Origin of the sequence: Comamonas jiangduensis, assembly GCF_030162955.1 — a bacterium.
GTDB lineage: Bacteria > Pseudomonadota > Gammaproteobacteria > Burkholderiales > Burkholderiaceae_C > Comamonas > Comamonas jiangduensis.
The window spans coordinates 1-24828 of the sequence record NZ_JARXOV010000009.1 but is presented as its reverse complement, the minus strand read 5'-3'; the positions used below and the strand labels follow the sequence as shown (position 1 = coordinate 24828).

18 protein-coding genes, 1 pseudogene and 1 riboswitch are annotated in these 24828 nt (G+C 59.7%); of the genes and pseudogenes, 12 read left to right on the top strand and 7 right to left on the bottom strand.

Going from position 1 to position 24828, the window contains the following annotated elements; translation table 11 throughout:
• Positions 1–309 precede the first annotated feature (309 nt).
• Together QEP12_RS08785 and QEP12_RS08780 are read right to left on the bottom strand one after the other, a co-directional pair.
• Positions 310–762, bottom strand: coding sequence for a Fur family transcriptional regulator (locus tag QEP12_RS08785; RefSeq protein ID WP_174863531.1), 453 nt, complete (start codon positions 760–762; stop codon positions 310–312).
• 253 nt (positions 763–1015) lie between these two features.
• Positions 1016–2029, bottom strand: coding sequence for a cytochrome-c peroxidase (locus QEP12_RS08780; RefSeq protein ID WP_348521123.1), 1014 nt, complete (start codon positions 2027–2029; stop codon positions 1016–1018).
• Positions 2030–2355: 326 nt separating this feature from the next.
• Here QEP12_RS08780 and QEP12_RS08775 point away from each other — a divergent pair, with 326 nt between their 5' ends.
• Together QEP12_RS08775 and thiC are read left to right on the top strand one after the other, a co-directional pair.
• Positions 2356–4002 carry an acyl-CoA synthetase gene (locus QEP12_RS08775; RefSeq protein ID WP_284214006.1) on the top strand — a complete coding sequence of 549 codons (1647 nt, stop codon included), beginning with the start codon at positions 2356–2358 and terminating at the stop codon, positions 4000–4002.
• 114 nt (positions 4003–4116) lie between these two features.
• A riboswitch (TPP riboswitch) is annotated at positions 4117–4235 on the top strand.
• A 308-nt stretch (positions 4236–4543) separates the two neighbouring features.
• On the top strand, positions 4544–6487 hold the full coding sequence (thiC, locus tag QEP12_RS08770; RefSeq protein WP_174863720.1) for a phosphomethylpyrimidine synthase ThiC: 1944 nt from the start codon (positions 4544–4546) through the stop codon (positions 6485–6487).
• 180 nt (positions 6488–6667) lie between these two features.
• Here the strand turns inward: thiC and QEP12_RS08765 are convergent, their stop codons facing one another.
• From QEP12_RS08765 to QEP12_RS08745, 5 genes are all read right to left on the bottom strand, one after another.
• The gene (locus tag QEP12_RS08765) at positions 6668–7879 is read right to left on the bottom strand and encodes an ABC transporter substrate-binding protein (protein WP_219164112.1); all 1212 of its coding nucleotides are present in this window, start codon (positions 7877–7879) and stop codon (positions 6668–6670) included.
• Positions 7880–8018: 139 nt separating this feature from the next.
• Positions 8019–9176, bottom strand: coding sequence for a lytic murein transglycosylase B (gene mltB / locus QEP12_RS08760; protein WP_174863705.1), 1158 nt, complete (start codon positions 9174–9176; stop codon positions 8019–8021).
• Positions 9173–11200, bottom strand: coding sequence for a transglutaminase TgpA family protein (locus tag QEP12_RS08755; RefSeq protein ID WP_284214005.1), 2028 nt, complete (start codon positions 11198–11200; stop codon positions 9173–9175). Before QEP12_RS08755 ends, mltB begins: the two co-directional genes overlap by 4 nt.
• Positions 11201–11275: 75 nt before the next feature.
• Entirely contained in the window at positions 11276–12295 is a 1020-nt protein-coding gene (locus tag QEP12_RS08750; protein WP_284214004.1) for a DUF58 domain-containing protein, read from the bottom strand.
• Positions 12295–13212: an AAA family ATPase gene (locus QEP12_RS08745; protein ID WP_284214003.1), complete on the bottom strand. Its 918-nt coding sequence runs from the start codon at positions 13210–13212 to the stop codon at positions 12295–12297. Before QEP12_RS08745 ends, QEP12_RS08750 begins: the two co-directional genes overlap by 1 nt.
• Positions 13213–13255: 43 nt before the next feature.
• Between QEP12_RS08745 and QEP12_RS08740 the strand changes: the two genes are divergently transcribed.
• From QEP12_RS08740 to QEP12_RS08695, 10 genes and pseudogenes are all read left to right on the top strand, one after another.
• Positions 13256–14209 carry a histone deacetylase family protein gene (locus QEP12_RS08740; RefSeq protein ID WP_257469217.1) on the top strand — a complete coding sequence of 318 codons (954 nt, stop codon included), beginning with the start codon at positions 13256–13258 and terminating at the stop codon, positions 14207–14209.
• A 3-nt stretch (positions 14210–14212) separates the two neighbouring features.
• Positions 14213–14989, top strand: a complete 777-nt coding sequence (locus tag QEP12_RS08735) for an enoyl-CoA hydratase (RefSeq protein WP_174863911.1) — start codon at positions 14213–14215, stop codon at positions 14987–14989.
• Between the two features lie 87 nt (positions 14990–15076).
• A complete protein-coding gene (locus QEP12_RS08730; RefSeq protein WP_284214001.1) occupies positions 15077–16393 on the top strand; it encodes a mechanosensitive ion channel family protein in 1317 nt (438 codons plus the stop codon).
• A gap of 186 nt (positions 16394–16579) precedes the next feature.
• Positions 16580–17329, top strand: a complete 750-nt coding sequence (locus QEP12_RS08725; protein WP_284214000.1) for an electron transfer flavoprotein subunit beta/FixA family protein — start codon at positions 16580–16582, stop codon at positions 17327–17329.
• Positions 17330–17483: 154 nt separating this feature from the next.
• Positions 17484–18416, top strand: coding sequence for an electron transfer flavoprotein subunit alpha/FixB family protein (locus tag QEP12_RS08720; RefSeq protein ID WP_284213999.1), 933 nt, complete (start codon positions 17484–17486; stop codon positions 18414–18416).
• A gap of 99 nt (positions 18417–18515) precedes the next feature.
• On the top strand, positions 18516–19664 hold the full coding sequence (locus QEP12_RS08715) for an ABC transporter substrate-binding protein (RefSeq protein ID WP_284213998.1): 1149 nt from the start codon (positions 18516–18518) through the stop codon (positions 19662–19664).
• Between the two features lie 65 nt (positions 19665–19729).
• Complete coding sequence (locus QEP12_RS08710; protein ID WP_284213997.1) at positions 19730–21520, top strand: acyl-CoA dehydrogenase C-terminal domain-containing protein; 1791 nt, start codon at positions 19730–19732, stop codon at positions 21518–21520.
• A 138-nt stretch (positions 21521–21658) separates the two neighbouring features.
• Positions 21659–22618, top strand: a complete 960-nt coding sequence (locus QEP12_RS08705) for an NAD(P)H-dependent flavin oxidoreductase (RefSeq protein WP_219164122.1) — start codon at positions 21659–21661, stop codon at positions 22616–22618.
• Positions 22619–22852: 234 nt separating this feature from the next.
• Positions 22853–24556 carry a thiol reductant ABC exporter subunit CydD gene (gene cydD / locus QEP12_RS08700; RefSeq protein ID WP_284213995.1) on the top strand — a complete coding sequence of 568 codons (1704 nt, stop codon included), beginning with the start codon at positions 22853–22855 and terminating at the stop codon, positions 24554–24556.
• A pseudogene (locus tag QEP12_RS08695) lies at positions 24553–24828 on the top strand (ABC transporter ATP-binding protein); the annotation flags it as partial. The gene cydD and the pseudogene QEP12_RS08695, both read left to right, overlap by 4 nt.

Genomic DNA, 24828 nt, shown 5'->3' with positions numbered 1-24828 from the left:
AAAAAGGCCTGCATCAAAGATGCAGGCCTGGCCTCCTCCGCCCTGATGAGTCCCAGGGCATTCCTCATTTGTTTGTTTCGCTTTGGCGATGAATGGATTGTAAGAATGATTCGGAGGTTTGTGTGTCTTTTTGCTGATTTTTATAAATGATGTCTTATATAAAACATCATTTGTTTTTGGTGTTAAAAGGCATCAATTTACTGGTGAATTTTGTTTTAATTTATTGTTTCTAATAAATTTTTTTAAGTTTAGTAATTTTTGAAAATTAAAAAAACATCTTTGTAAATTTGCAATAACCGACTCGATCAATCAATCTCTCGGGTTTTGAGCAGGGCGCTGGCGCACACGAACGATCAGGTCTAAGCCCACCAATTCCAAGTCATCGTTGATCTGGGGGACGTTAGGCCATTGCAGCATGTCGTTGGGAATGTCTTCCAGCATGCCTGTGTCTTCGTGGTAGATGTGCGAATGCGCATCGGTGCATGAGTCATAGACCGTGCGCTCTCGATCCAGGCGCAGAGCGCGCAGCAGCCCTTTTTCCACAAACAGCGGCAAGGTGTTATAGACGGTAGCGCGTGACAGGCTTGATAGATGGCGGCGTGCTTGCAGTAAGACATCGTCAGCGGCTAAATGCACGGGAGCGTGCAGTAGAACTTGGGCAATCGCCATGCGCTGTCTTGTGGGCTGGATGCCTGCATCGCGTAGGCGATTTTCAATGCTGCTGGTGGTCACAGTTTCTGTGGTGGGATGCTGGTGGGCCATGATGACGTTCAAGCGAGCCTGGATAAAACAATATCCGCAAAAGGCGCTATGCAACTTTTGCGGATCGAAGCCTTGTGCGTGCGAAAGCTTGGAGTCGGTAACACGCATCTCTGATGCGTCGTTGCTTGACCGTGGCGTACGTCCGTATTGCCTACGGCTTTACCACTTTCATCTCCATCGCAAATCTTCGATTTGCTAGGTCGTGTGACCGGCTCTTGGTGGAGCAAGGCGTTTGACAGCCTTGCTGCATGGCTTACTTGGCAAAAGGCTGTGGGCGGGGAGTCTTGTCGCTAGAAGGAGGCAAGATCGGCATGGTCAGCTGAGGCTGTTCACCCGTCAGTGTTTTCAGGAAAGCCACGATCTTGGCGTTTTCTTCGCTAGTGAACTTCTTGCCTAACTGAATCCGGCCCATGGTGTCCACGGCTTCGCCCAGCGTATCGGCAGCGCCGTCGTGGAAGTAGGGGTAGGTCAGCTCGACGTTGCGCAGCGTTGGTACCTTGAAGTTGAAGCGGTCGGCATCAGCACCGGTGACAGCCACGCGGCCTTCGGCTTCGTTGGTGGTCTTGTAGGGCTCGACAACACCCATGCGCTGGAAGGAGTTGCCCCCCACTGCTGCGCCGTTGTGGCAAGCCACACAGCCGCTGTCACGGAACAGCGCGTAGCCTTCCAGCTCTGTTTTGGTCAAAGCCTTGGCATCGCCCTTGAGCCATTTGTCAAAGCGTGAGTTAGGCGTCACCAGCGTTTCTTCGAAAGCTGCAATCGCATCGGTCACTTGGTCAATGTCGATTTTTTCTTTCTTGAACACTTTCTTGAACTCGGTTTGGTAGCCAGGGATCGAGTTCAACATGTCCACAGCCAATTCGTGGGTGAAGGCCATTTCACCGGGGTTGGCAATGGGGCCGCCGGCTTGTTCCTTCAAAGAACCGGCACGGCCATCCCAGAATTGCGCCACGTTCAGGCTGGAGTTCAGCACGGTGGGCGAGTTAATGGGGCCTTCTTGCCAGTTGTGACCAATCGAGGTCTTCAGATTGTCGCTACCACCCATGGACAGGTTGTGGCAGGAGTTGCAAGAGATGAAGCCTGACTTGGACAGGCGTGGATCGAACCACAGCTTTTTGCCCAGTTCAACCATGGCAGGGTTTGCTACCTTGGCCGCAACCAGTGGAGAAATCGGTTCGTTATTGGGTTGCATTGCCCAGCTAGGGGCAGCAGCAAAACCAGCAACAACCATGGCAGCGGCAACGAGAGGACGCAGTTTGAGTTTCATGTGTGGCTCCAGAGCACTTGTCGTTTTGAAATACATGCCCTGCCTTGGCAGGCATTGCATGGCTATCTGCTCCGCCTAAGGGTGATTCCGCGGAAGGCTACTGCTGTAGCTGCACCTCGGATTGCACTGTTTAGACCCAGTCCAGATAGCGATTTGATTTCACTCGATACTGAAATCGGTGATATTGCGCCGCATCAAAAGAAACCACCTTGTAGAAGGAGTGCAAGCGGGTATTTGCTGATGTTGTGAACATGCTGCGCTGCGTGAAAGTATGGATGTTGAAATGCTTTGAAAACATTACGTACAACACATAGGAGATCAGGGAGATGATCAGTCAATACGACCAGCATTTGGATCGCAATACAGCCAACTTTGCCGCCCTCACGCCATTAAGCTTTATTGAGCGCACGGCCTCGGTGTACCCCGACCGCTTGGCTATCGTGCATGGCAGCTTGCGCCAGACATGGGGGCAAACGTATGCCCGCTGTCGGCAGCTGGCGAGCAGCTTGCAACGCTCGGGTATTGGTAAAAATGACACAGTGGCAGTGATTTTGCCCAACACGCCACCGATGGTAGAGGCGCACTTTGGTGTGCCGATGGCAGGGGCCGTGCTCAACACCCTGAATACGCGTTTAGACCCTGAAGCGCTGGCTTTCATGCTCGACCATGGGGAGGCCAAGGCACTGATCGTCGACCCCGAGTTCGCGCCCCTCATCGCCAAGGCATTGCAGCTGCGCACGCGCACAGAACCTTTGCTCATCATCCAGGTGTACGATGCCCTGTACGGCGAGGCCGCCGTACAGGTCGGCAGCATCCGCTACGAGGACTTCGTGGCCCAGGGCGATGCCGCCTATGCCTGGGAGCTGCCCGAGGACGAGTGGGATGCGATTGCCCTCAACTACACCAGCGGCACCACCGGCAACCCCAAGGGTGTGGTCTACCACCACCGCGGTGCGGCCATCAACGCCATCAGCAATGTGCTGGAGTGGGACATGCCCAAGCACAGCGTGTACCTGTGGACCTTGCCCATGTTCCACTGCAATGGCTGGTGCTTCCCCTGGACCGTGGCGGCCCGCGCCGGGGTCAATGTCTGCCTGCGCCGGGTCGAGGCCAAGGCCATCTTTGACGCCATGCGCGAGCACGGCGTCACCCACTACTGCGGCGCGCCCATCGTGCAATCCCTGCTGGTGAATGCGCCGGCCGAGCTGAAAGAGGGCATCCCTGCCGGGGTGAAGGCCATGGTGGCCGGTGCCGCGCCCCCGGCATCGATGATCGAAGGCATGGAGGCCATGGGGTTCGACCTGACCCACGTCTATGGCCTGACCGAAACCTACGGCCCCGCCACCGTCTGCGCCAAGCACGCGCGCTGGGACCAGCTCGACATTGGCGAGCGTGCCCGCCTCAATGCCCGCCAGGGCGTGCGCTACCACCTGCAGCGCGAAGTGCGGGTCATGGATCCCGAGACCCTGCAGCCCGTGCCCCTGGATGGCGAGACCATGGGCGAGATCATGTTCCGCGGCAACATCGCCATGAAGGGCTACCTCAAGAACCCCAGCGCCACGGACGATGCCTTCCGCGGCGGTTGGTTCCACAGCGGCGACCTGGCCGTGCAGTACCCCGACGGCTACATCCAGATCAAGGACCGCAGCAAGGACATCATCATCTCCGGCGGAGAGAACATTTCCTCGATCGAGGTCGAAGACGTGCTCTACCGCCACCCCGCCGTGCTGGCGGCGGCGGTGGTGGCCAAGCCCGACCCCAAGTGGGGTGAGACACCGTGCGCCTTCCTGGAAATCAAGCCGGGCGCCCAGGTCAGCGAGGCCGACATCGTGGCCCACTGCAAGCAGCACCTGGCCGGCTACAAGGTGCCGCGCGCCGTGGTGTTTGGCGAACTGCCGAAGACCAGCACGGGCAAGATCCAGAAGTTTGAGCTGCGCAAGCAGGTCGGATCGGCCAGTGCCATCGTAGTCTGATTTTCAGTATTGATAGCTGCCAGCGCATGCCTAGAAAGCGCTGGAGTCGTTTTTGATGCTGAAAGCCTAGGCGTTTGCCCGGTGTCTTGTGCTGGCGCAGATGCGCCTATACTCACGGCTGCTCCGGGGTGTGCGAAAGCGCTGAGATGCGAACCGCTGTGAAAACAGTGGCCAGCGAACCCGACGAACTTGATCCGGTTCATACCGGCGGAAGAAGAGCGGGACCCTGAAGCAGGGCCAGGAATGGACAGGCACATGGGCTTTTGCAAGGCCAGGCAGGTGCCCACCATCCCCAGGCACAGCAAACCCCAGGCGCCTCGCGCACTGGGGTTTTGTCTTTTGGGGATGGAACACCGGGCGTGTCAGCCTTGGTCGGAATCGGTCGATTCCGGTGGCGTCGGTCAGGCATTGTGGGAGCAATGCCAGGGCTGGAGCCAGGTGCAGGCGAAGGTGGATGGCGCCAGCCATCTCCCACGCCATCAGAGCGGCCCAGCACTCCACGGAGCGTTTGATGAACTTCACACGCTTTTTGGAGACCGCGATGAACGCCCCCGATGCCATCTTTACGCCCGCCGCCGGCAATGCCCCCGATGCCGCCCGTTTCGCCGACCTGCTGGCCCAGTCGCGCCAGCCATTTCCGGCATCCACCAAAAGCTACCTGAGCGGAGCCATCCACCACGATCTGCGCGTGCCGGTGCGCGACATCGCGCTGACCAATGGCGAGCAGGTCAGTGTCTATGACACCTCGGGCCCCTACACCGACCCCAGCGCCCCCATCGACGTGCGCCAGGGCCTGGCCAGCGTGCGCGGTGCCTGGATCGAAGCGCGCGGTGACAGCGAGTTCTATGTCGGCCGCCCGCGCGTGGCGCTGGACGACGGCGGCAAGCGTGGCGAGGAAGACGCGCGCGTGGCCCAGCTGCGCGCCGAGGCGGCCGCGCTGCAACGCCAGCCGCGCCGCGCCAAATCCGGCCAGAACGTGACCCAGATGCACTACGCCAAGCGCGGCATCATCACGCCCGAGATGGAATACGTGGCCCTGCGCGAGAATGGCCGCCGCGAATGGATGGCGCAGTACCAGCAGGACGCCGTGCGGGAAGCGCGTCTGGCCGGCAACAGCCTGGGCGCCGCCATTCCCAAGATCATCACGCCCGAATTCGTGCGCGACGAAGTGGCGCGCGGCCGCGCCATCATCCCGGCCAACATCAACCACCCCGAGATCGAGCCCATGGCCATCGGGCGCAACTTCAAGGTCAAGATCAACGCCAACATCGGCAATTCGGCCGTGACCTCGAGCATCGAGGAAGAGGTGGAAAAGCTGGTCTGGGCCATCCGCTGGGGTGCGGACAACGTCATGGACCTGTCCACCGGCAAGAACATCCACACCACGCGCGACTGGATCGTGCGCAACTCGCCCGTGCCGATCGGCACCGTGCCCATCTACCAGGCGCTGGAGAAGGTGGGCGGCATTGCCGAAGACCTGACCTGGGAAATCTTCCGCGACACCCTGGTCGAGCAGGCCGAGCAGGGTGTGGACTACTTCACCATCCACGCCGGCGTGCGCCTGGCCTACATCCACCTGACGGCCCAGCGCCGCACCGGCATCGTCTCGCGTGGCGGCTCCATCATGGCCAAGTGGTGCATGGCCCACCACCGCGAAAGCTTCCTGTACGAGCACTTCGAAGACATCTGCGACATCATGAAGCAGTACGACGTGTCCTTCAGCCTGGGTGACGGCCTGCGCCCAGGCTGCGCCTCGGACGCCAACGACGAAGCCCAATTCGCCGAACTCAAGACTCTGGGCGAGCTGACGCAAGTGGCCTGGAAGCACGACGTGCAGACCATGATCGAAGGCCCCGGCCACGTGCCCATGCACATGATCCAGGCCAACATGACCGAGCAGCTCAAGCACTGCCACGAGGCGCCGTTCTACACCCTGGGCCCGCTGACCATCGACATCGCCCCCGGCTACGACCACATCGCGTCGGCCATCGGCGCGGCCATGATCGGCTGGTTCGGCACGGCCATGCTGTGCTACGTCACACCCAAGGAACACCTGGGCCTGCCCGACCGCGACGACGTCAAGCAGGGCATCATCGCGTACAAGATTGCGGCCCACGCCGCCGACGTGGCCAAGGGCCACCCGGGCGCACGTTCGCGCGATGATGCCCTGTCGCAAGCGCGTTTCGACTTCCGCTGGGAAGACCAGTTCAACCTGGGCCTGGACCCCGACACGGCGCGCGCCTTCCACGACGAGACTCTGCCCAAGGACAGCGCCAAGGTGGCGCATTTTTGCAGCATGTGCGGGCCCAAGTTCTGCTCCATGAAGATCACGCAGGAGGTGCGTGAATTTGCGGCTGCCAAGGGCATCTCTGAAGAGCAGGGGATTGCTGCGGGCATGCAGGCCAAGGCGGCCGAGTTCAACCAGGCGGGTGGGGATTTCTACATCCCGATTGCTTCGGTATCCAGCGATACCACAGCGTGTTGATTACATGCAAAAAGTGCTTTTAGCGCTTATGTACCAAGCGCTGCTAGCTATGAAAAGCAAGTAAATAAAAAAACAAAAATAAAAAGGCGCAGGTTATGCCTGCGCCTTTTTTTGTCTGGAACTGAAGCGGCGGTACTGCCGCTCCAGTAGAGGGTCCGCTTTAAGCGCTGGGTGAGAGGCTTATTTCCAGTACTGGCACTTGCTCTCTTCCTTGGTGGTCCACACTTCGGCGGCAGGCAGCTTTTTGACAATCTTGTAGTAGTCCCACGTGCCTTTGGATTCGGCGGGCGATTTCACTTCCATCAGGTACATGTCATGGGCGTAGCGGCCGTCGGGACGGATGACGCCTTCACCGAAGAAGTCTTTAATGGGCTTGGACTTCCACTCGGCCATCACCTTGTCGGCCTCCAGCGTGCCGGCACGCTGCACAGCCTGCAGCCAAGTCATGGTGGCAGAGTAGTCGGCGGCCTGGATTTCGCTGGGGCGGCGCTTGGTCTTGGCCATGAACTTGTCGGCAAAGGCACGGCTTTCGGCATTCATGTCCCAGTACCAAGGCGCGGTGAACTGCATGCCCTCGGTGTTTTTCACGCCCAGGCTGTGGATGTCGCTGAAGAAGACCAGCAGGCCGGCCAGCTTCATGTTCTTGGTGATACCGAATTCCTTGGCGGCCTTGATGGAGTTGACGGTGTCACCACCGGCATTGGCCAGGCCCAGAATCTGGGCCTTGGAGTTTTGCGCCTGCAGCATGAAGCTGGAGAAATCGCTGGCGTTCAGCGGGGTCTTTACAGCGCCCAGCACCTTGCCGCCGCTCGCCTGCACGACTTTGGTGGTGTCGGCTTCCAGCGCATGGCCGAACGCGTAGTCGGCGGTCAGAAAGAACCAGCTTTTGCCGCCCGCTTCCACCACCGCCTTGCCTGTGCCTTTGGCCAGAGCCACGGTGTCGAAGGCGTAGTGCACGGTGTAGGGGCTACATTGCTCGTTGGTCAGGGCGGAGCTGCCAGCGCCGTTGTCCACAAAAATGCGTTTCTTCTCTTGTGCCACCTTGGCCATGGCCAAGGCAGTAGCGCTGTTGGTGCCGCCAAACACCAAGCTGATGTCCTGCTGGTCGATCCACTCGCGGGCTTTGCCGGCGGCAATGTCGGCCTTGTTCTGGTGGTCGGCGCTCATTAGCTCGATGGGCTTGCCCAGCACCTTGCCGCCAAAGTCATCAATCGCCATCTGGATGGCGGTGGCACCATGTTTGCCTTCTACGTCGGCATACAGGCTGGACATGTCGGTAATAAAACCGATTTTGACTTTGTCTGGCTCTTTGAATTGGGCCTGGGCGGCACTGCTGAACAGGCCCAAAGTGCACAAAGTGGCTGTCAAAGGCCAAAGACTCCAACGCTGCATACCTATCTCCTTAAATGGGGGAAGGCACAAGCGTGCGCTTGTCACGCGGCCGTGGCTACTAGGAGCATCCCACTGAGGGATTGCGCGCATAGTGCAGGTTTGCCCGCTGTGCGCAGGCTGGCAACTGTGGCTGCAACGCTCAGGGTGCGCTGGTGGTGCGGGGCTCGGACGAGGGCGAGGTGAGGGGCACCATGACCGGCAGGGCAATCGCTGGTACGCCGCCGCTGCGTGCTGCGGCCACTTCCTGGCCCAGGTCGTGCACGGCGGTGGCGTAGTAGCTGGACCAGTTATAGCGGGTGATGGTGTAGAAATTCTGCGTACCAACGATGTAGCTGGGCGGTGCGTCACCGTTTTTCAACTCAATCAGGGCCAGCAGGCCGTTGTGCTGCATACCATCTTCGGGGAGTACCCCCAAGCGGGCCATTTGGGCCGGTGTAAAACTGGGCAGGATATCGGGTGCCAGCAGCGTAGGCAGATCCAGGGTGTCAGTGTTGAACAGCGCGGGGTACCACACGGGCTGGCCTGTCACCCAGCCGTGGGCCTTGAAGTAATTGGCCACGGAACCAATCGCATCAGCTTGGCTGTTGAACAGGTCAATGCGGCCATCGCCATCAAAATCCACCGCCCATTTTGCCCAGCTGCTGGGCATGAACTGGCCCAGCCCCATCGCCCCGGCATAGCTGCCGCGCGGGCCTGTGGTGGCGGTGCCTGCCTGGTGCATCATGAGCAGGAACTGCTCAAGCTCGCCGCGAAAGTAGCGCTGGCGCTCGGCAGCGCGGGGATGGGCGGTCGGGAAGTCAAACGCCAGCGTTGCCAAGCTGTCGAGCACGCGCAGGTTGCCCATGTTTTGGCCGTAGATGGTCTCCACCCCGATGATGCCCACGATCATGGCGGCAGGCACGCCAAACTGTGCTTCTGCGCGGGCCAGCGTGTCGGCATGGCTGTCCCAAAAACGTACGCCCGCTTTGATGCGGATGGGGTCAATAAAACGGCGGCGGTAATCCGCCCAGTCGCGTGCCGTGGTGCTTGTTTTGGGGGGCGGTGTCATCAGCCTGGGCACTTGCACAAGAAACCGGGCCTGTGCCAGTTGGGCTTGTACCCAGCTGAGATCCAGGCCATTGCGCTCCGCCACCTCCTGCGCCCATTGCTGCGCATCAGCGCGCTGGCCGTAAGGCGTAGGCGCTTGCGCCGCACGCTTGGTGGCTGCGGCGGGGGTATTTTGAGCCTGTGCAGGAAGGTGGGCGGCACCAGCAGTAGCCAGGGTCAACAAAAACAACGGGGAGAGCAGGCGTTTCATGGAGTGCGGGGTCTGGGCCAAATCAAAGCGCGGTAGCTGCGGCGCAAAGCTGCCAAAGACGGGGTCTGGGCGCTATGCGGTGCATAGCGCCATTGTTCCATCTGTAGCAGCCACTGTTGCAGCGGCCGGGATTCATCCCCCCATTGTGCTTGGGCAGCTTGGGCCAAACCGCGTGGACCCAGATGGCTGGCATGGGTAATGCCAGCTTGCAGCAGTTGTTGGCGCGCTTGGCCCATCAGGCGCAACCAAGGGTCGGTCATGCGCTGTGTGCGCCAACGTTGCACGCTCAAACCCAGCAGCAGCGTGAGGGCAATGGCGCACAGCCAGGCGGCAATGTGGGTGACCTTCCAGTGCTCCAACCCCAGGTTACGCAGCAGGTTGTTTTGGTTGCTGCGCGAGTAGTTGAGGACCCAGTCATTCCAGCGGTGGTTGACTGCTTCCCAGTTGGCACGCAGCCGCTGCAGCACAGCGGGGCCAATGACGCTGTCCACGGTGCTTTCTAGCAAAGTGCTGGGTGCTGCCAGGCGCTGCAGTTGCTCGGTGCGGCTGGGTGCAACGGCAGTGGTGGGGTCAATCCGCATCCAACCTACGTTGGGTAGCCATACTTCGGTCCAGGCGTGGGCATCGCTTTGACGTACCGTCCACAGGCCATCTACCGGGTTGCGCTCTCCCCCTTGGTAGCCGGTGACGATGCGCGCGGGAATGCCGGCAGCCCGCATGAGCACCACAAAGGCCGAGGCAATGTGCTCGCAAAAGCCTTGTTGGCGATCAAACCAGAATTCATCCGCCGTATGCGCACTGGTGCTGACGCCGGGCTGCAAGGTGTAGGTGTAGCCGCCGCTGCCCAGGTGTGTCAGCGCTGCTTGGATGATGGCAGTGTCGTCATGGCCATGCTGCGCGCGCAGCGCCTGTGCCCATGTGGCAGTACGTGGGTTGAGGGCCTGGGGCAATTGCAGGTGCCGATTGCGCTGGTAGCTGGAGAGCTGCTGCCCATAGGCATAGTGCAGATAGGCTTGCCCTTGGTAGCGCAACACCTCGGTGATGGGGCGTGTGGTGAGCCACTGCAAATCGGTGGTGGGCAGCAGTCGCCGGATGGCCGCTTCGGGCTGGGCCACGGTGGCGTCCAAGGTCAGCAGCCAGCGTTGCTGGTGCGGCTCCAGTGTGATCTCGTAGCCCGTGGCATTGCCCAGCCCGCTGGCGGGCAGCGTGCTATTGGGCGCCAGCGTGGTTTGCCAAGCATCGGGGCTGCTGCTCCAGTGGCGGCCATCAAAATGGCTGAGTACGGGCCCCCGAAAATACAGCAAGCGCTGCGGGGGCGGTTGCTGGCCAGGGGTATCAAAGCGCACACGCAGTGCCACGCTGCGGTTTTGCGCCAACTCGGCCACTTGGCCCACCGTCATATCGTTGGAAAGCCCGGTGCTGCCTTGGTTGGGCTGTACAGGCAGGCCCCACAGAGGGGCAAAGCGTGGAAAGCTGAGAAACAACACCAGCATGATGGGGGCACCCAGCAGCATGAGTAGGCCAGAGGTGCGCAGCAACTGGCGCAGGCTGGGGTAGCCTGCGGGCATGTGTGCGTTGACCAGTGCTGCAAGCAGCCCCCACACCGCCAGCAGCATGGCGACGGCCACGGACAGGGATTGAGACTGCAAAAACAAGGTCAGCAGCGTGAAAAAGCCCAGAAAGAAAATCACCATGGCATCGCGGCGTGCCCGCATTTCCAGGGTTTTGAGCACCAGCAGCAGCACAACCAGCACCACACCCGCTTCTGGTCCAAGAATCGAGCGAAATTGCAGCACCGTGGCACCAATGGCCAGTGCCAGCAGCGCGGCCAGCAGCCATTTGCCGGGCAAGTTTTGACCTTGGCGCGCCATCCACAAGCGCCATGCCAGCATGCACAGCGCCAGCGCACTGGCCCATGCGGGTAAATACGCCACTTGGGGCAACAGGACCAAGCCGACCGAGCCCAGTATCAGCAAGGTGTCCCGAGTTTCGCGGGGCAGAGCAGGTGCGGTGTTTGCTTGCATATTTAATAGCTGTTAGCGCAGATACAGCAAGCGCTAGAGGCATTTTTTACTAATATTGCCAATGTGGTGCTGGGTTTAGTCATGGAGCGCGCTTTTTCCATCCACCGCCAGCGCAGCCAGGCAGGCATGCAAATGCGCATCGCCGCTGCTGGGTGCAATCTCTAGGCCGCTGGGCAGTTGCAGCCCCCACTGCCACTGCTGCTCGTGGGCATGCAAAACCCAGGCGGTCAGTCGCGCAATTTGCGCCTCGGTGTCCTGCAAACCGGTGGCCTTGGCTTGCAGCCACAGTCGCTGGTGGTGCTGTGCATAGCTGTTGCGCACCACCAAATCACCGCTGCCTGCTGCCAGTGCCGTGGCGGCTTTTTTCCAGACCACGCTGCGCAGTGCATCGCCACGCTGGTAGCTGCGCACGCCATCGTGGTCGGTGCTGCTTGCGCTGCGGGGCAGGGGGGAGCCTGGTTCAGAGGCCTCGTCGTAGTGAATGGGCGGTAGCGGCACTTCAGGGGCGGGGTACACCAGCACCCGGCCATCGGGCTGCCAATAGCTCCACAGGCGAAAAACGCCAAGCGGAAAACGGCTTTCAATCACCACACGTGGCACGCGATGCCAGCCGCGTAGGTGCGGCACGCTGCCCAGTGCAACGGTAGTGGTAGAGCCAGCTTCAACATCGGTGTGCACCCATGCCAGCTTGCCTTGCGAGCGGTTCATGGCCAGCGACACGCCGTGGCGGTGGTACAAGCCGTGGGCGGCGTGCAGCAAGACTGGAACCGTAGCCCGCTCCCCTTGGAATACGGGTTGTAAAGGCCCCAGGCGCAATGCCAGGCCTCGCACGTTGCGGTGCCCCATCCACAAGCTGGCCAGCGCGCTGCCTGTTATCAAAAATGTGAGGGCATAGCCCAGATTGAGCTGGAAGTTGATGCTGGCAATCAGCAGCACCAGCAGCGTGATTGCCAGCACGCACCCGGCCGGGGAGGGCAGAACATAGATATTGCGCTGGCGCAGCAGGTGCTGGGCGCTGGCTTGTTGGCGGCGCGTGGCCCAGTTGTGAAGGGCTTGCCGCCACTTGCTGCGGGTAGGGCGGTGGCTATCTGGCATCAGGGAATGGCCACCGCATCCAGCATGGCACGCACTTGCTCCGGGGTGCCGCGGCCAGAGCGCGCCAAAGCATGCAGGCGGTGTGCCATGGTTTGCACAAAAATGGCTTGCACATCGTCTGGCGAGACATAGTCGCGCCCCGCGATCAAGGCATTCGCTTTGGCAGCACGCAGCAAGGCAATGCCTGCGCGCGGAGAGAGCCCTTGTACAAACCATTGCCCGTTGCGCGTGGCTTCCAGCAAGTCCTGGATGTAGTGCAGCAAAGGCTCTGCGGCATGAATGTGGAGCACGGCTTGCTGCAGCTCGACAAGCTCTTGCGCAGAAATTTGGGCCACCAGCGCATCGGCGTGTTCACGGTGCCCATGGTGGCGCAGTAGTTGCAACTCTGCGTTGCGATCCGGGTAGCCCAAGCTGATGCGCATCAAGAAACGGTCAAGCTGGCTTTCAGGCAGCGGGTATGTGCCGAGTTGTTCTTGGGGGTTTTGCGTTGCAATCACAAAAAACGGCTGGGGCAAGGCATGGGTTTTTCCTTCCACCGAGACTTGTTTTTCCTCCATGGCTTCCAGCAAAGCGCTTTGTGTTTTGGGGCTGGCGCGGTTGATTTCGTCGGCCAGCAGTACCTGCGTGAAGACCGGGCCGGGGTGGAAGACGAAGTTTTCACTGGAGCGTTCATAGATGGAGACGCCGGTGAGGTCGCTAGGCATCAGGTCCGAAGTGAATTGCACGCGCGAGAACTTCAGGCCAAAGCCGTGTGCCAAAGCATGGGCCAACGTGGTTTTGCCCACGCCTGGAACATCCTCAATCAGCAAGTGCCCACCCGCCAATAGGCAGGCAACGCAGTCTTGTACTTGCTGTTTTTTACCAACGATCACCGTGTTAAGCTGATCCAAAAGAAACCGGATTTTGTGCAAATTCATGTGCAAAACGTATCCGAAAACAAAGAAGTTAGGGGACAGGAAAGTGGGCAAGACTGGCTATTTTTCTCACCGTTCGTGCCGACAGCATGAAATGGGGCCCGGACACCCAGAGTGTCCGCAGCGCTTAGATGCTATTGAAGACCGCTTGCTCATGACAGGGGTCTTGGATGGATTGGAGCGAATTGATGCACCTCAAGCTGCCTTGAGCGATGTCGAGCTAGCCCATGATCGCATGCATGTGGCGGCTTTGCGAGGTTTGACGGATCGTTTGGTGGAAGAGCAGGCCGCCGGCGGCCCCGAGTACACCCAGCTGGATACCGACACTTCCATCAACGCTCACACCTTCAATGCTGCGCTGCACGCTGTGGGTGCGGCGGTGGCCGCCACCGATGCAGTGATTGATGGCAGTTTGGAAAATGCTTTTTGTGCGATTCGCCCCCCTGGGCACCACGCAACGCGTGACAAAGCCATGGGTTTTTGCTTTTTCAACAATGTGGCCATTGCTGCACTGCATGCTTTGGACAGGCGCAACCTCAAGCGGGTAGCCATTGTTGATTTTGATGTGCACCACGGCAACGGCACCGAAGACATATTGGCTGGCGATGAACGTGTGCTGATGGTGAGCTTTTTTCAACATCCGTTCTACCCATTCAGTGGGGACAAAGAGCCCGCAGCCAATATGCTCAATATTCCGGTAGCGGCCTATACCAAGGGGATGGATATCCGCGAGCTGGTGGAGATGATGTGGATTCCGCGTCTGGAAGCATTCAAGCCAGAAATGATTTTTGTCAGTGCAGGTTTTGATGCCCACCGCGATGACGATATGGGACAGCTCAACCTCACGGAAAACGACTACATCTGGCTTACCGAGCGCATCAAAGACGTGGCGCGGCGCTTTAGCAAAGGGCGTGTGGTTTCTTGCCTGGAAGGTGGCTACATGATGGGGCCATTGGCTCGCAGCGTGGAAGCACATTTGCGCGTTTTAGCGGATATCTAAACCATGAGTGATTTGTTGCTGCAAACCCGTGACGCGCGCGGCGTAGTCAAGTTGACCTTGAATGATGCGCCGCGTTTTAACGCTTTGGGTAGCGCCATGCTGCAGTCCCTGCAAGATGCGCTCAATGACATTGCGCAGGATGCCAGCGTGCGTGTCGTGGTACTGGCGGCCAATGGCAAAGCATTTTGTGCCGGGCACAATTTGAAAGACATGGCGGCCCAGCCACAGCTAGCCTACTATCAAACGCTGTTTGCACAATGCTCGCGCATGATGCTCAGCATTGCCAAGTTGCCTGTGCCGGTGATTGCGCGGGTGCATGGCATGGCCACTGCAGCGGGCTGCCAACTGGTGGCACAGTGTGATTTGGCAGTGGCCAGCACCCAGGCCAGTTTTGCCACCAGCGGCATCAACTACGGCTTGTTTTGTGCAACGCCCAGCGTGCCGTTGGTGCGCAACGTGCCGTTCAAGCAGGCGATGGAAATGCTCCTGACGGGAGACTTTATAGACGCAGCAACGGCACAAGCGCAGGGCTTGGTCAACCGTGCAGTGGCTCCAGAAGCACTAGATATGCATGTTGAGCAGCTGGTGCAATCGATTGTGCAAAAGCCTGCAACCGCCGTGCGTATGGGTAAGGCTTTGCTGTATCGGCAGCGAGAGATGGGCTTGGAAGCTGCGTATGTGCTGGCGGGCGAAACTATGGCCTGCAACATGATGGATGCTGATGCTCAGGAGGGCGCGCAAGCCTTTGCGCAAAAACGATCTCCATCTTGGCGCAGCTAAGCCAAGGCAGCAAAGTCTTGCAGGCTGATAGGCAATGTGCACCGGGGGGTGGACATAAGGTGCGATTGCTCAACGTAAATATAGGCCATGGATATTTTTGACAAGCTCATCGATGACTTCAACAACTCCAGCGCTTGGCTGGAGTTTTTTATCGTCGTGGGCGGCTTGTTACTGGCCTACGTTGGTGTGCGTTGGTGGGGTGCAAGTCTGAAAGATAAGGGGCGTGCATCGGCGATTTGGTTTGGTCATCGCCCTGTGAGCGGTGCCATGTTTCCCTTGCTGGCACTGCTGCTGATCTATAGCGCGCAACTGGTGGTGACCCATTACATGCCTGTTTTCTGGCTGCGGGTGGCAGTGTCGCTGCTGTTTTCTTTGACCATTATTCGCTTTGTTGCACGGGTCTTGAGCAAGACATTTCCGCAGTCCACCAGCATGCGCTTGCTGGAAAAGGTTTTTTCGTGGGCAGTGTGGGGTGTAGCCGTATTGCAGACATTGGGGCTACTCCCCGCAGTTACGGGGCAGCTTGAGTCCATCAGCTTGACCATTGGAAAATCACAAATCAACTTGCTGAACCTGATTGAGGGTGTGTTGTCTGCAGGGTTGATGATGGTGTTTGTGCTGTGGATAGCCAGCCTGTTTGAGCAGCATGTCATCAATCGCTGGGTCAGTGATTTGTCGATGCGCAAGGTGGGGATGAACATCACCAAAGTGGTGCTGCTTACCATGGGCTTGCTGATCTCGCTGTCATGGGTGGGGGTGGACTTGACCGCGCTGTCTGTGATGGGCGGTGCTGTGGGCGTTGGTTTGGGTTTTGGGATGCAAAAAATCGCATCCAACTATGTCAGTGGCTTTCTGGTGTTGCTGGAGCGAGCATTGCGTATTGGCGACAACGTGCGGGTGGACGGCTTTGAAGGTCGCATCACCGACATCAAAACGCGTTTTACCCTGATTAGAGCCAGCAATGGGCGCGAAGCGATCGTTCCCAATGAGACGTTGATCACCCAGCGTGTGGAAAACCTCTCGCAATCCGATCGGCAGTTTTTGCTCAGTACCACCATCGTCGTGGGTATGGACAGCGATGAGGTGCTGGTGAGTGACATTTTGCTGGGCGCAGCGCGTCGTCAGCCCCGTGTGTTGAGCAACCCCGCGCCATCCGTTCAGTTGGTGGATTTTGTAGAGCATGGTTTGCAATTCACGCTGAGTTACTACATCAATGATCCCCAAAATGGGCAGGGCAATATACGGTCGCAGGTGAATTTGGCGTTGCTGCAAAGTTTGCGAGAAGCAGGCGTTAGCTTGCCCGTGCCCAAACAAATCGTGCAATTTCTGCCCCATCCAGATGGCGCAGTGGCCTCGGCGGGTGCGCCAGCCGCCGCTTCGAGTTTGCCTAGGGAAAGCACTTAGTTTGTGCAAATTGCATCGCTATCTGGCGCGATGCATGCATAAAATGGAACGATCGTTCTTTTTAGTGCGACTGTCTGCGTAAGGAATGCTGGACGGCATTGCTGCAACGCCGCATAGAATGCTCGTTGATTTACGTTTACGTCAATTCAAACAATCTGCAATCACACCGATCCAAGGAGCAGCAGCATGAAGGTATTGGTACCCGTCAAGCGCGTGGTGGACTACAACGTCAAGGTTCGCGTCAAATCCGATGGCACAGGCGTAGACATCGCCAACGTCAAGATGAGCATGAACCCGTTTGACGAAATCGCGGTGGAAGAAGCCGTGCGCCTCAAAGAAAAAGGTGTGGTCACCGAAGTGATCGCCGTCTCCTGCGGCGTGACCCAGTGCCAGGAAACCCTGCGCACCGCCATGGCCATTGGCGCTGACCGTGCCATCCTGGTGGAGACCGATGCTGAGCTGCAGCCCCTGGCCGTGGCCAAGCTGCTCAAGGCCCTGGTGGACAAGGAACAACCCGGCTTGGTGATTCTGGGCAAGCAAGCCATTGACGGCGACAACAACCAGACCGGCCAGATGCTGGCTGCGCTGGCCGACCTGCCCCAAGCCACCTTTGCCTCCAAGGTCGAAGTCGCCGGCGACAAAGTGAATGTGACCCGTGAAGTGGACGGCGGCCTGGAAACTCTGGCGCTGAGCACCCCCGCCATCATCACCACCGACTTGCGCCTGAACGAGCCCCGCTACGTCACCTTGCCCAACATCATGAAGGCCAAGAAAAAGCAGCTGGACATCGTCAAGCCCGAAGACTTGGGCGTGGACGTCGCACCCCGCATCAAGACCTTGAAGGTGGCCGAGCCCGCCAAGCGTGGCGCCGGCGTCAAAGTTCCTGACGTTGCCACATTGGTGGACAAACTGAAGAACGAAGCGAAAGTTATCTAACCCCCTGAGCCGCTGCGCGTCTTCCCCCAAGGGGGACGACAGCCTCGCGTCGGGGCGGCCCTCGCTCGCTGTCTCTGGCTTTGAGACGTGCGGGTTTTGAAGGCCGCATCCCATGCGCAGACTTCGCAAGAACGTAAAGAATTTTGGAGTTGATATGACTTCTCTCGTAATCGCTGAACACGACAACGCTTCCATCAAGGGCGCCACCCTCAACACCGTGACCGCGGCCAAGGCCTGCGGTGGTGACGTGCACGTGCTCGTCGCTGGTGAGAACGCCGCAGCGGCCGCGCAGGCCGCCGCCCAGATCGCCGGTGTGTCCAAGGTCATCCACGCCGATGGCGCCAGCCTCAAGGACGGCCTGGCCGAGAACATCGCGGCCCAGGTGCTGGCCATCGCTGGCAACTACAGCCACATTCTGTTCCCCGCCACCGCCAGCGGCAAGAATGCGGCTCCTCGCGTGGCCGCCAAGCTGGACGTCGCCCAGATCAGCGACATCACCGCCGTGATCGCCGCCGACACCTTCGAGCGCCCCATCTACGCGGGCAACGCGATTGCGACAGTGCAATCGGCTGACGCCACCAAGGTCATCACCGTGCGTGGTACCGGCTTTGACGCCGCAGCGGCCACCGGTGGCTCTGCGACGGTGGAAGCTGTCGCTGCTGTGGCCGATTCGGGCAAGAGCGCCTTCGTGGGCCGTGAAGTGACCAAGAGCGACCGCCCCGAACTCACTGCCGCCAAGATCATCGTCTCCGGTGGCCGTGCCCTGGGCAGCGCCGAGAAGTTCAACGAAGTCATCACCCCCCTGGCCGACAAGCTGGGCGCCGCCATTGGCGCCAGCCGTGCCGCTGTGGATGCGGGCTACGCCCCCAACGACCTGCAGGTGGGCCAGACCGGCAAGATCGTGGCGCCCCAGCTGTACATCGCGGCGGGCATCTCGGGTGCCATCCAGCACTTGGCGGGCATGAAGGACTCCAAGGTGATCGTGGCGATCAACAAGGATCCTGAAGCGCCCATCTTCTCGGTGGCGGACTACGGTCTGGAAGCGGATTTGTTTACCGCGGTGCCTGAGTTGGTGCAAGCGCTGTAAATGGCCGAAGAAAAAGGAGGGGCGCGCCCCTCCTTTTTGCATCCGGGGGGATGCAGGTTGAGAGTGTCTACAACAACAGGCTGTGAGTAGTGAGGGAGCATGACAAACAAGCAAATACGTTCACTCAAGAAGCTAGGGCTGGCGCTGTCATTGGCAGTGGGTACGTGCGCAGCGCATGCGGACTGGGTCATTGGGCAGGTTGCGCCATTGACCGGTGCAGCCTCCGTGCAAGGCAAGGCTTATGCGCAGGGCATGAACTTGTACTTTGCCCAAGTCAATCGTGCAGGCGGAGTGCAAGGCGAGCGCGTGCGCCTCGTCAGTCTGGATGACCGGGGCAGCCCTGAAGACACCCTCAAACAGACACAGCGTTTGCTGCAGGAGAGCAAGCCGGTTGCGTTGGCGGGCTACTTCGGCAATCGCAATTTGCAAGCATTGCTGGACAGCAAGTTGCTGGACCAAGCCCAAATCAGTTTGGTGGGTTTTCACAGCACCGACAGTCGGGTGCTGAAAGCGCCGCAGCTCTTTAGCACCCGTGCTGTGCTGATGGATGAAATTGAAAAAATTGCCAAGCATCTGGCAACTTTGGGGCTGACCCGTCTGGCGCTGGTATACGACGAGCGCCAAGCTTCAGAAGCACAGGCGCTGGAGGATGCGGTGTCACAGGTGGTGGCTGCGCAAGGCGCCAAGCTGCTGACCAGCAGCGTGCTGAAAACAGGCAAGGCGGCCCAAGAGGCCGTGGTGGATCAGCTGCAAAAGACGGCGCCTTCGGTGCAGGCGGTGATTGTGGTCGCCGCAAGCCCCATGACGGCCGCGTTTGTGGAGTCTTATCGCCTAGAGGGCGGTGCTGCGCAGATTTACGCAACCTCCAGTGCTGATATTGAGCAGCTTGCGGTTCGCCTGCACCCCGAAGTGATGCGCGGTGTGTCGATTGCCCAAGTGGTGCCCAACCCCTATCGCGCCAATAACCGCTTGAACAAAGAGTTTCGTGACCTGGTTGCCAAGCAGCCCAAAGCCGAAGACATCACCGTGAGCTACGCGATGATGGAAGGCTATGTGAACGCCAAGGTGCTGGTGGAGGCCATGCGCCGCACACAGCCACTGAACAGTGAGCGCCTGGCAGACAGCCTGCGTGGTTTGAATGCTTTCGATCTGGGCGGGTATTGGGTGACATTTCGCCCAGGCTCACAGTCGGGCTCCAAGTTTGTGGACTTGAGCATTGTGAATGCGCAAGGCAAGGTTACCCAATAAAGAGATAGCTGCTTACGCAGATTGCATAAGGCTTTAGGCCTGTTTTTATATATAAGAGAGACGATATGAGCTATACCGCACCGATCAAAGACATGTTGTTTGCCATGGAGCACTTGGCCAACCTCGAGCAAGTGGCGCAGATTCCCGGTTTTGAAGATGCTGGCCTGGAAACCGCGCAGGCGGTGCTGGAGGAAAGTGCGAAGCTGTGCGAAAGCGTGGTGGAGCCTTTGAACATTGCGGGCGATACCCAACCCTCGAGCTTTGAAGGCGGCCAGGTCACGACCACGCCCGGTTTTAAAGAGGCTTACCAGCAGTTCATGGAAGGCGGCTGGCAAGGTCTGCAGCATCCAGCCGATTTTGGCGGGCAAGGCTTGCCAAAAACGATTGGCGCAGCGTGTGTCGAGATGCTCAATGCCTCCAACATCAGCTTTGCGCTGTGCCCGTTGCTGACCGATGGCGCCATCGAAGCCCTGCTGACGGCGGGCAGCGATGAGTTGAAAGCCACTTACCTGGAGAAGCTGATCACCGGCGAGTGGACAGGCTCTATGAATCTGACTGAGCCCCAAGCGGGCTCCGACCTGGCCTTGGTCCGTACCAAAGCCGAGCCACAGCCTGACGGTACCTACAAGGTGTTTGGCACCAAAATTTTCATCACCTACGGTGAGCACGACATGGCAGACAACATCGTCCATCTGGTGCTGGCCCGTGTGGTGGGCGCGCCTGAGGGCGTCAAGGGCATCAGCCTGTTTGTGGTGCCCAAGTTCCTGGTCAACGCCGATGGCAGCCTGGGCGCGCGCAACGATGTGCATTGCGTCTCCATCGAACACAAGATGGGCATCAAGGCCTCGCCCACGGCGGTGCTGCAGTACGGTGACAACGGCGGTGCCATCGGCTATCTGGTGGGTGAGGAAAACCGCGGTCTGGAATACATGTTCATCATGATGAACGCCGCGCGTTACGGCGTGGGTATGCAAGGTATTGGGGTGTCTGACCGCGCCTACCAGCGTGCCGTGCAGTATGCGCGTGACCGCGTGCAAAGCCGCCCGGTGGACGGCAGCGTGGCGGGCAGTGCAGCCATCATCCACCACCCCGATGTGCGCCGCATGTTGATGACGATGCGCGCCATCACCGAAGGTTGCCGCGCCATGGCCACCACGGCAGCTGCAGCGTACGACGCAGCCCACCACCACCCTGACGCCGAGGTGCGCAAGGCGAATGCCGAGTTTTATGAATTCATGGTGCCATTGGTCAAGGGCTACAGCACCGAGTCCAGCCTGGAGGTGACCAGCCTGGGCGTGCAAGTGCACGGTGGCATGGGCTTTATTGAGGAAACCGGTGCCGCGCAGTACTACCGTGACGCCAAGATTTTGACCATCTACGAAGGCACGACCGCCATTCAGGCGAATGACTTGGTAGGCCGCAAGACGGCGCGCGATGGCGGCAAGAACGCCAAGGACATTGCTGCCCAGATCGCCAAGACCGAAGAACAGCTGCTGGCCAGCGGCACTGCTGCCGCACAAGCCATGGCGCTGCGCCTGAAAAATGCCCGTGAAGCCTTTTTGGATGTGGTGGACTTTGTGGCGGGCAAGGCCAAGGCATCGCCCAACGCGGTGTATGCGGGCAGCGTGCCGTATTTGATGCTCACGGGCAATCTGGTAGCTGGCTGGCAGATGGGCCGTGCCTTGCTGGTGGCGCAAGACAAAGCAGCCAAGGGCGAGGATGTGGCCTTCATGCAGGCCAAAGTGGTGACGGCGCAGTTCTATGCCGAGCACATCCTGACCCGTACCACCAGTTTGCGCGACAGCATTCTGGCAGGCGGGGAAAGTACCTGTGCTTTGGCGCTGGATGCTTTCTGACGCGAAAGTGACTGCTGTCAGCGCCCGTTGCGAAGAATATGGGCGCAGACATTTAAGATAAAAAGGTGAGCTGCTAGCGCTTTATCCTCAAGCGCTAGCAGCCATTTTCTTATGCAAACTGAAAACGGAGACTTCTGCATGTCCAAAATTCCTGCCGTGCTGCAAAACTTGGCTTTGCCGGTGATTGGCTCGCCTTTGTTCATCATCAGCAACCCCAAGCTGGTCATTGCCCAGTGCAAGGCGGGCATTGTGGGCTCGATGCCTGCACTCAATGCACGCCCCGCAGAGTTGCTGGACGACTGGCTGGCAGAAATTACGGAAGCGCTGGCAGCCCACAACCAGGCGCACCCTGAAGCACCGGCGGCGCCTTTTGCCATCAACCAAATCGTGCACAAAAGCAACGATCGCCTGGAGCATGACTTGGAGGTATGCGCCAAGTACAAGGTGCCACTGGTCATCACCAGCCTGGGCGCCCGTGAAGACGTGAACCAGGCGGTGCACAGCTGGGGCGGCGTGGTGATGCACGACATCATCAACAACAAGTTTGCCCACAAGGCGATTGAAAAAGGCGCGGATGGCTTGATCGCCGTGGCCGCAGGCGCTGGTGGGCACGCGGGGGTGAAAAGCCCGTTTGCACTGATTCAGGAAATCCGCCAGTGGTTTGACGGCCCGCTGGCGCTGTCGGGCTCGATTGCTTCCGGCGGTGCCATCTTGGCGGCACAGGCCATGGGGGCCGACTTTGCTTATATCGGTTCCGCCTTTATTGCCACCGACGAAGCACGTGCCGCTGAAGAGTACAAGCAAGCCATCGTGGACTGCAATTCGGACGATGTGGTGTATTCCAACCTGTTCACCGGCGTGCACGGCAACTACCTGGCGCCATCCATTCGTGCTGCCGGCCTGGATCCTGACAACCTGCCGGTGTCGGACCCCAGCGCCATGAACTTTGGCTCGGGCCGCACCAAGGCGTGGAAAGACATCTGGGGCTGTGGTCAAGGCATTGGCAGCATCGACAAAATTCAACCTGCGGCTGAGCTGGTGGCGCGTTTCAAGCGCGAATACCAAGAGGCGCGCCAGCGTCTGCTGCACGCGGCGTAACGGCTGCGCTCCCTGTACGGAACGGACCTTGTGGCCGTTTTTTTATGCGTGGAAGTCCGGGGTGTGACATCCACGCTTGGAGCATGGATAAGCCAAGACACTGGCTTTCTGAAAGATGCTGGAGTGCAATCACACCACAGTGTTTCACTGGGGTATGAACCATGGTGGCATCTCGACCTTGTCGAAGTGCCTAGCATTTGCGCAAATTTCAGTAAATACTGAAAATCAGAAAACATGCAAAGCTTTGATACGCCTCAGACAGTACGTGCTGCCAAACCACATCCGCGGCGCCCCCAGCCCGGAACTTGGTGGCTGGTGCTGTCGTCTTTGCTGTGGCTACCCCAGGCGGCAGTGATCGCGTGGGCGGTGCAATGTTTTGCGAATGCTCAGGCTTTGCAGTATCTGTGGCTGCAAGTGCTGGCAGTGGCGGCTTTGGGCGTGCTGCGTGCGGTGTGCGAAGGCTTGGGCACACGCATCACGTACCAGCATGCACGTGCCCAGGTGAGTCGGTTGCGCAGTCAGGCCTTGCAAGCGGTGGTGCAAACCTCACCGCTGGATCGCCTGCGTGCTCCATCAGGTTGGGCTGCCAGCGCCTTGGCCGAGCAGGCCGAAGCCATCGTGCCTTGGCTCTCACGCTATCAGCCGGCCCAGTGGCGCGTGATGGTGGTGGCGCCCGTGATTGCGTTGGCGGTAGCAACCCAGTCGTGGCTGGCTGCATTGATTCTGGTGTGCGCCGCGCCTTTGATTCCCTTGTTTATGGCGATTGTGGGCTGGCGGGCCCAAGCTGCCAGCGAAGCGCAGATGGTGGAGCTGGGGCAGATGAATGCCTTTTTGCTGGACCGGCTGCGGGGCCTGGGTACCCTGCGTGCGCTGCATGCCGTGCCGCAAACGGCGCAGCGCTTGCGCACCCATGCTGAGTCGCTGCGCACACGCACCATGCGTGTGCTGCGCATCGCCTTTCTTTCTTCTGCGGTGCTGGAGCTGTTTTCGGCTTTGGGCGTGGCCATGGTGGCCATGTATATCGGTTTCCATCTGCTGGGCAACTTGCCTTTTGGGGCTTGGGGCAAGCCGCTGAGTTTGGGCCAAGCCCTGTGGGTGCTGATGCTGGCCCCCAGTTTTTTTGACCCGCTGCGTGAGTTGTCTGCCGTGTGGCATGACCGTGCGGCAGGCCAGGCCGCCATGCAAGGTTTGCAAGCTTTAGGGCAGCAACGCATCCCTTTGCCCGCAGCGTTGGCCACACACGAAGCCGATGTGCAGAATGCGCCCGATGCGCAAGCGCACGGTGCCATGGCCGTGCAGGCGCAACAGCTGGAAATCGCGGTCGATGGGCAAGCCGCTTTGGCGCCACTGGATATGCACATCCACGCGGGTGAGCATGTGGCGGTTTGGGCACCCAGCGGTGCGGGCAAGTCGGTGCTGCTGGCCCAGCTGGCAGGTTTGCTGCCAGTCGCTGCCGATCAGCTGCAGTTGGATGGACAGCCGGTTGCTGAAGCCCGTTGGCCTGCATTGCGCGCCCGCATGGCATGGATGGGGCAGCAAGCCCATATCTTTGCCGGCAGCGTGCAGCGCAATGTGGCGCTGGGGCGCGAAGGTGTGCAGCCCCAAGATATTGCGCGGGCTTTGGAGCAAGCGGGCCTCAGTACCGCCTTGGCGCAGCGGCAAGGCAGCAGTTTGGGAGAAGGTGGGCAAGGTCTGTCCGGCGGCGAAGCCGTGCGGTTGGCCTTGGCGCGCATGGCTTTGCACCAGCAGGCCGGCCTGTGGCTGGTGGACGAGCCAACCGCACATCTCGATCCTGCAACCGCACAGCAAGTCATGCACCAGCTGCGCGCCTTGGCGCAGGGCAAGACCTTGGTGGTGGCCACCCATGACCCCGCCTTGGCGGCCATGATGGATCGCACCATTCACCTGGCCCCTGCGGTGCAGGAGGCATTCGCATGATGCAGCACACCCGTTTGCGCGATATGGCGCGCATGCTCCGCCATATGGCACCACGGCGCTGGTGGTGGGGCGGTGCGCTGATGGCCGCGCTGACGGTGCTGATGGGCATGGCGCTGCTAGGTTTATCGGGCTGGTTCATTGCAGCCACCGCCATTGCGGGCTTGGTGCCAGCCACAGCGTTGGTGTTTGATGTGTTCATGCCTTCGGCAGGCATTCGCTTGTTGGCCATGGGGCGCACGGCTTCGCGCTACGGCGAGCGGGTGGTGACGCAC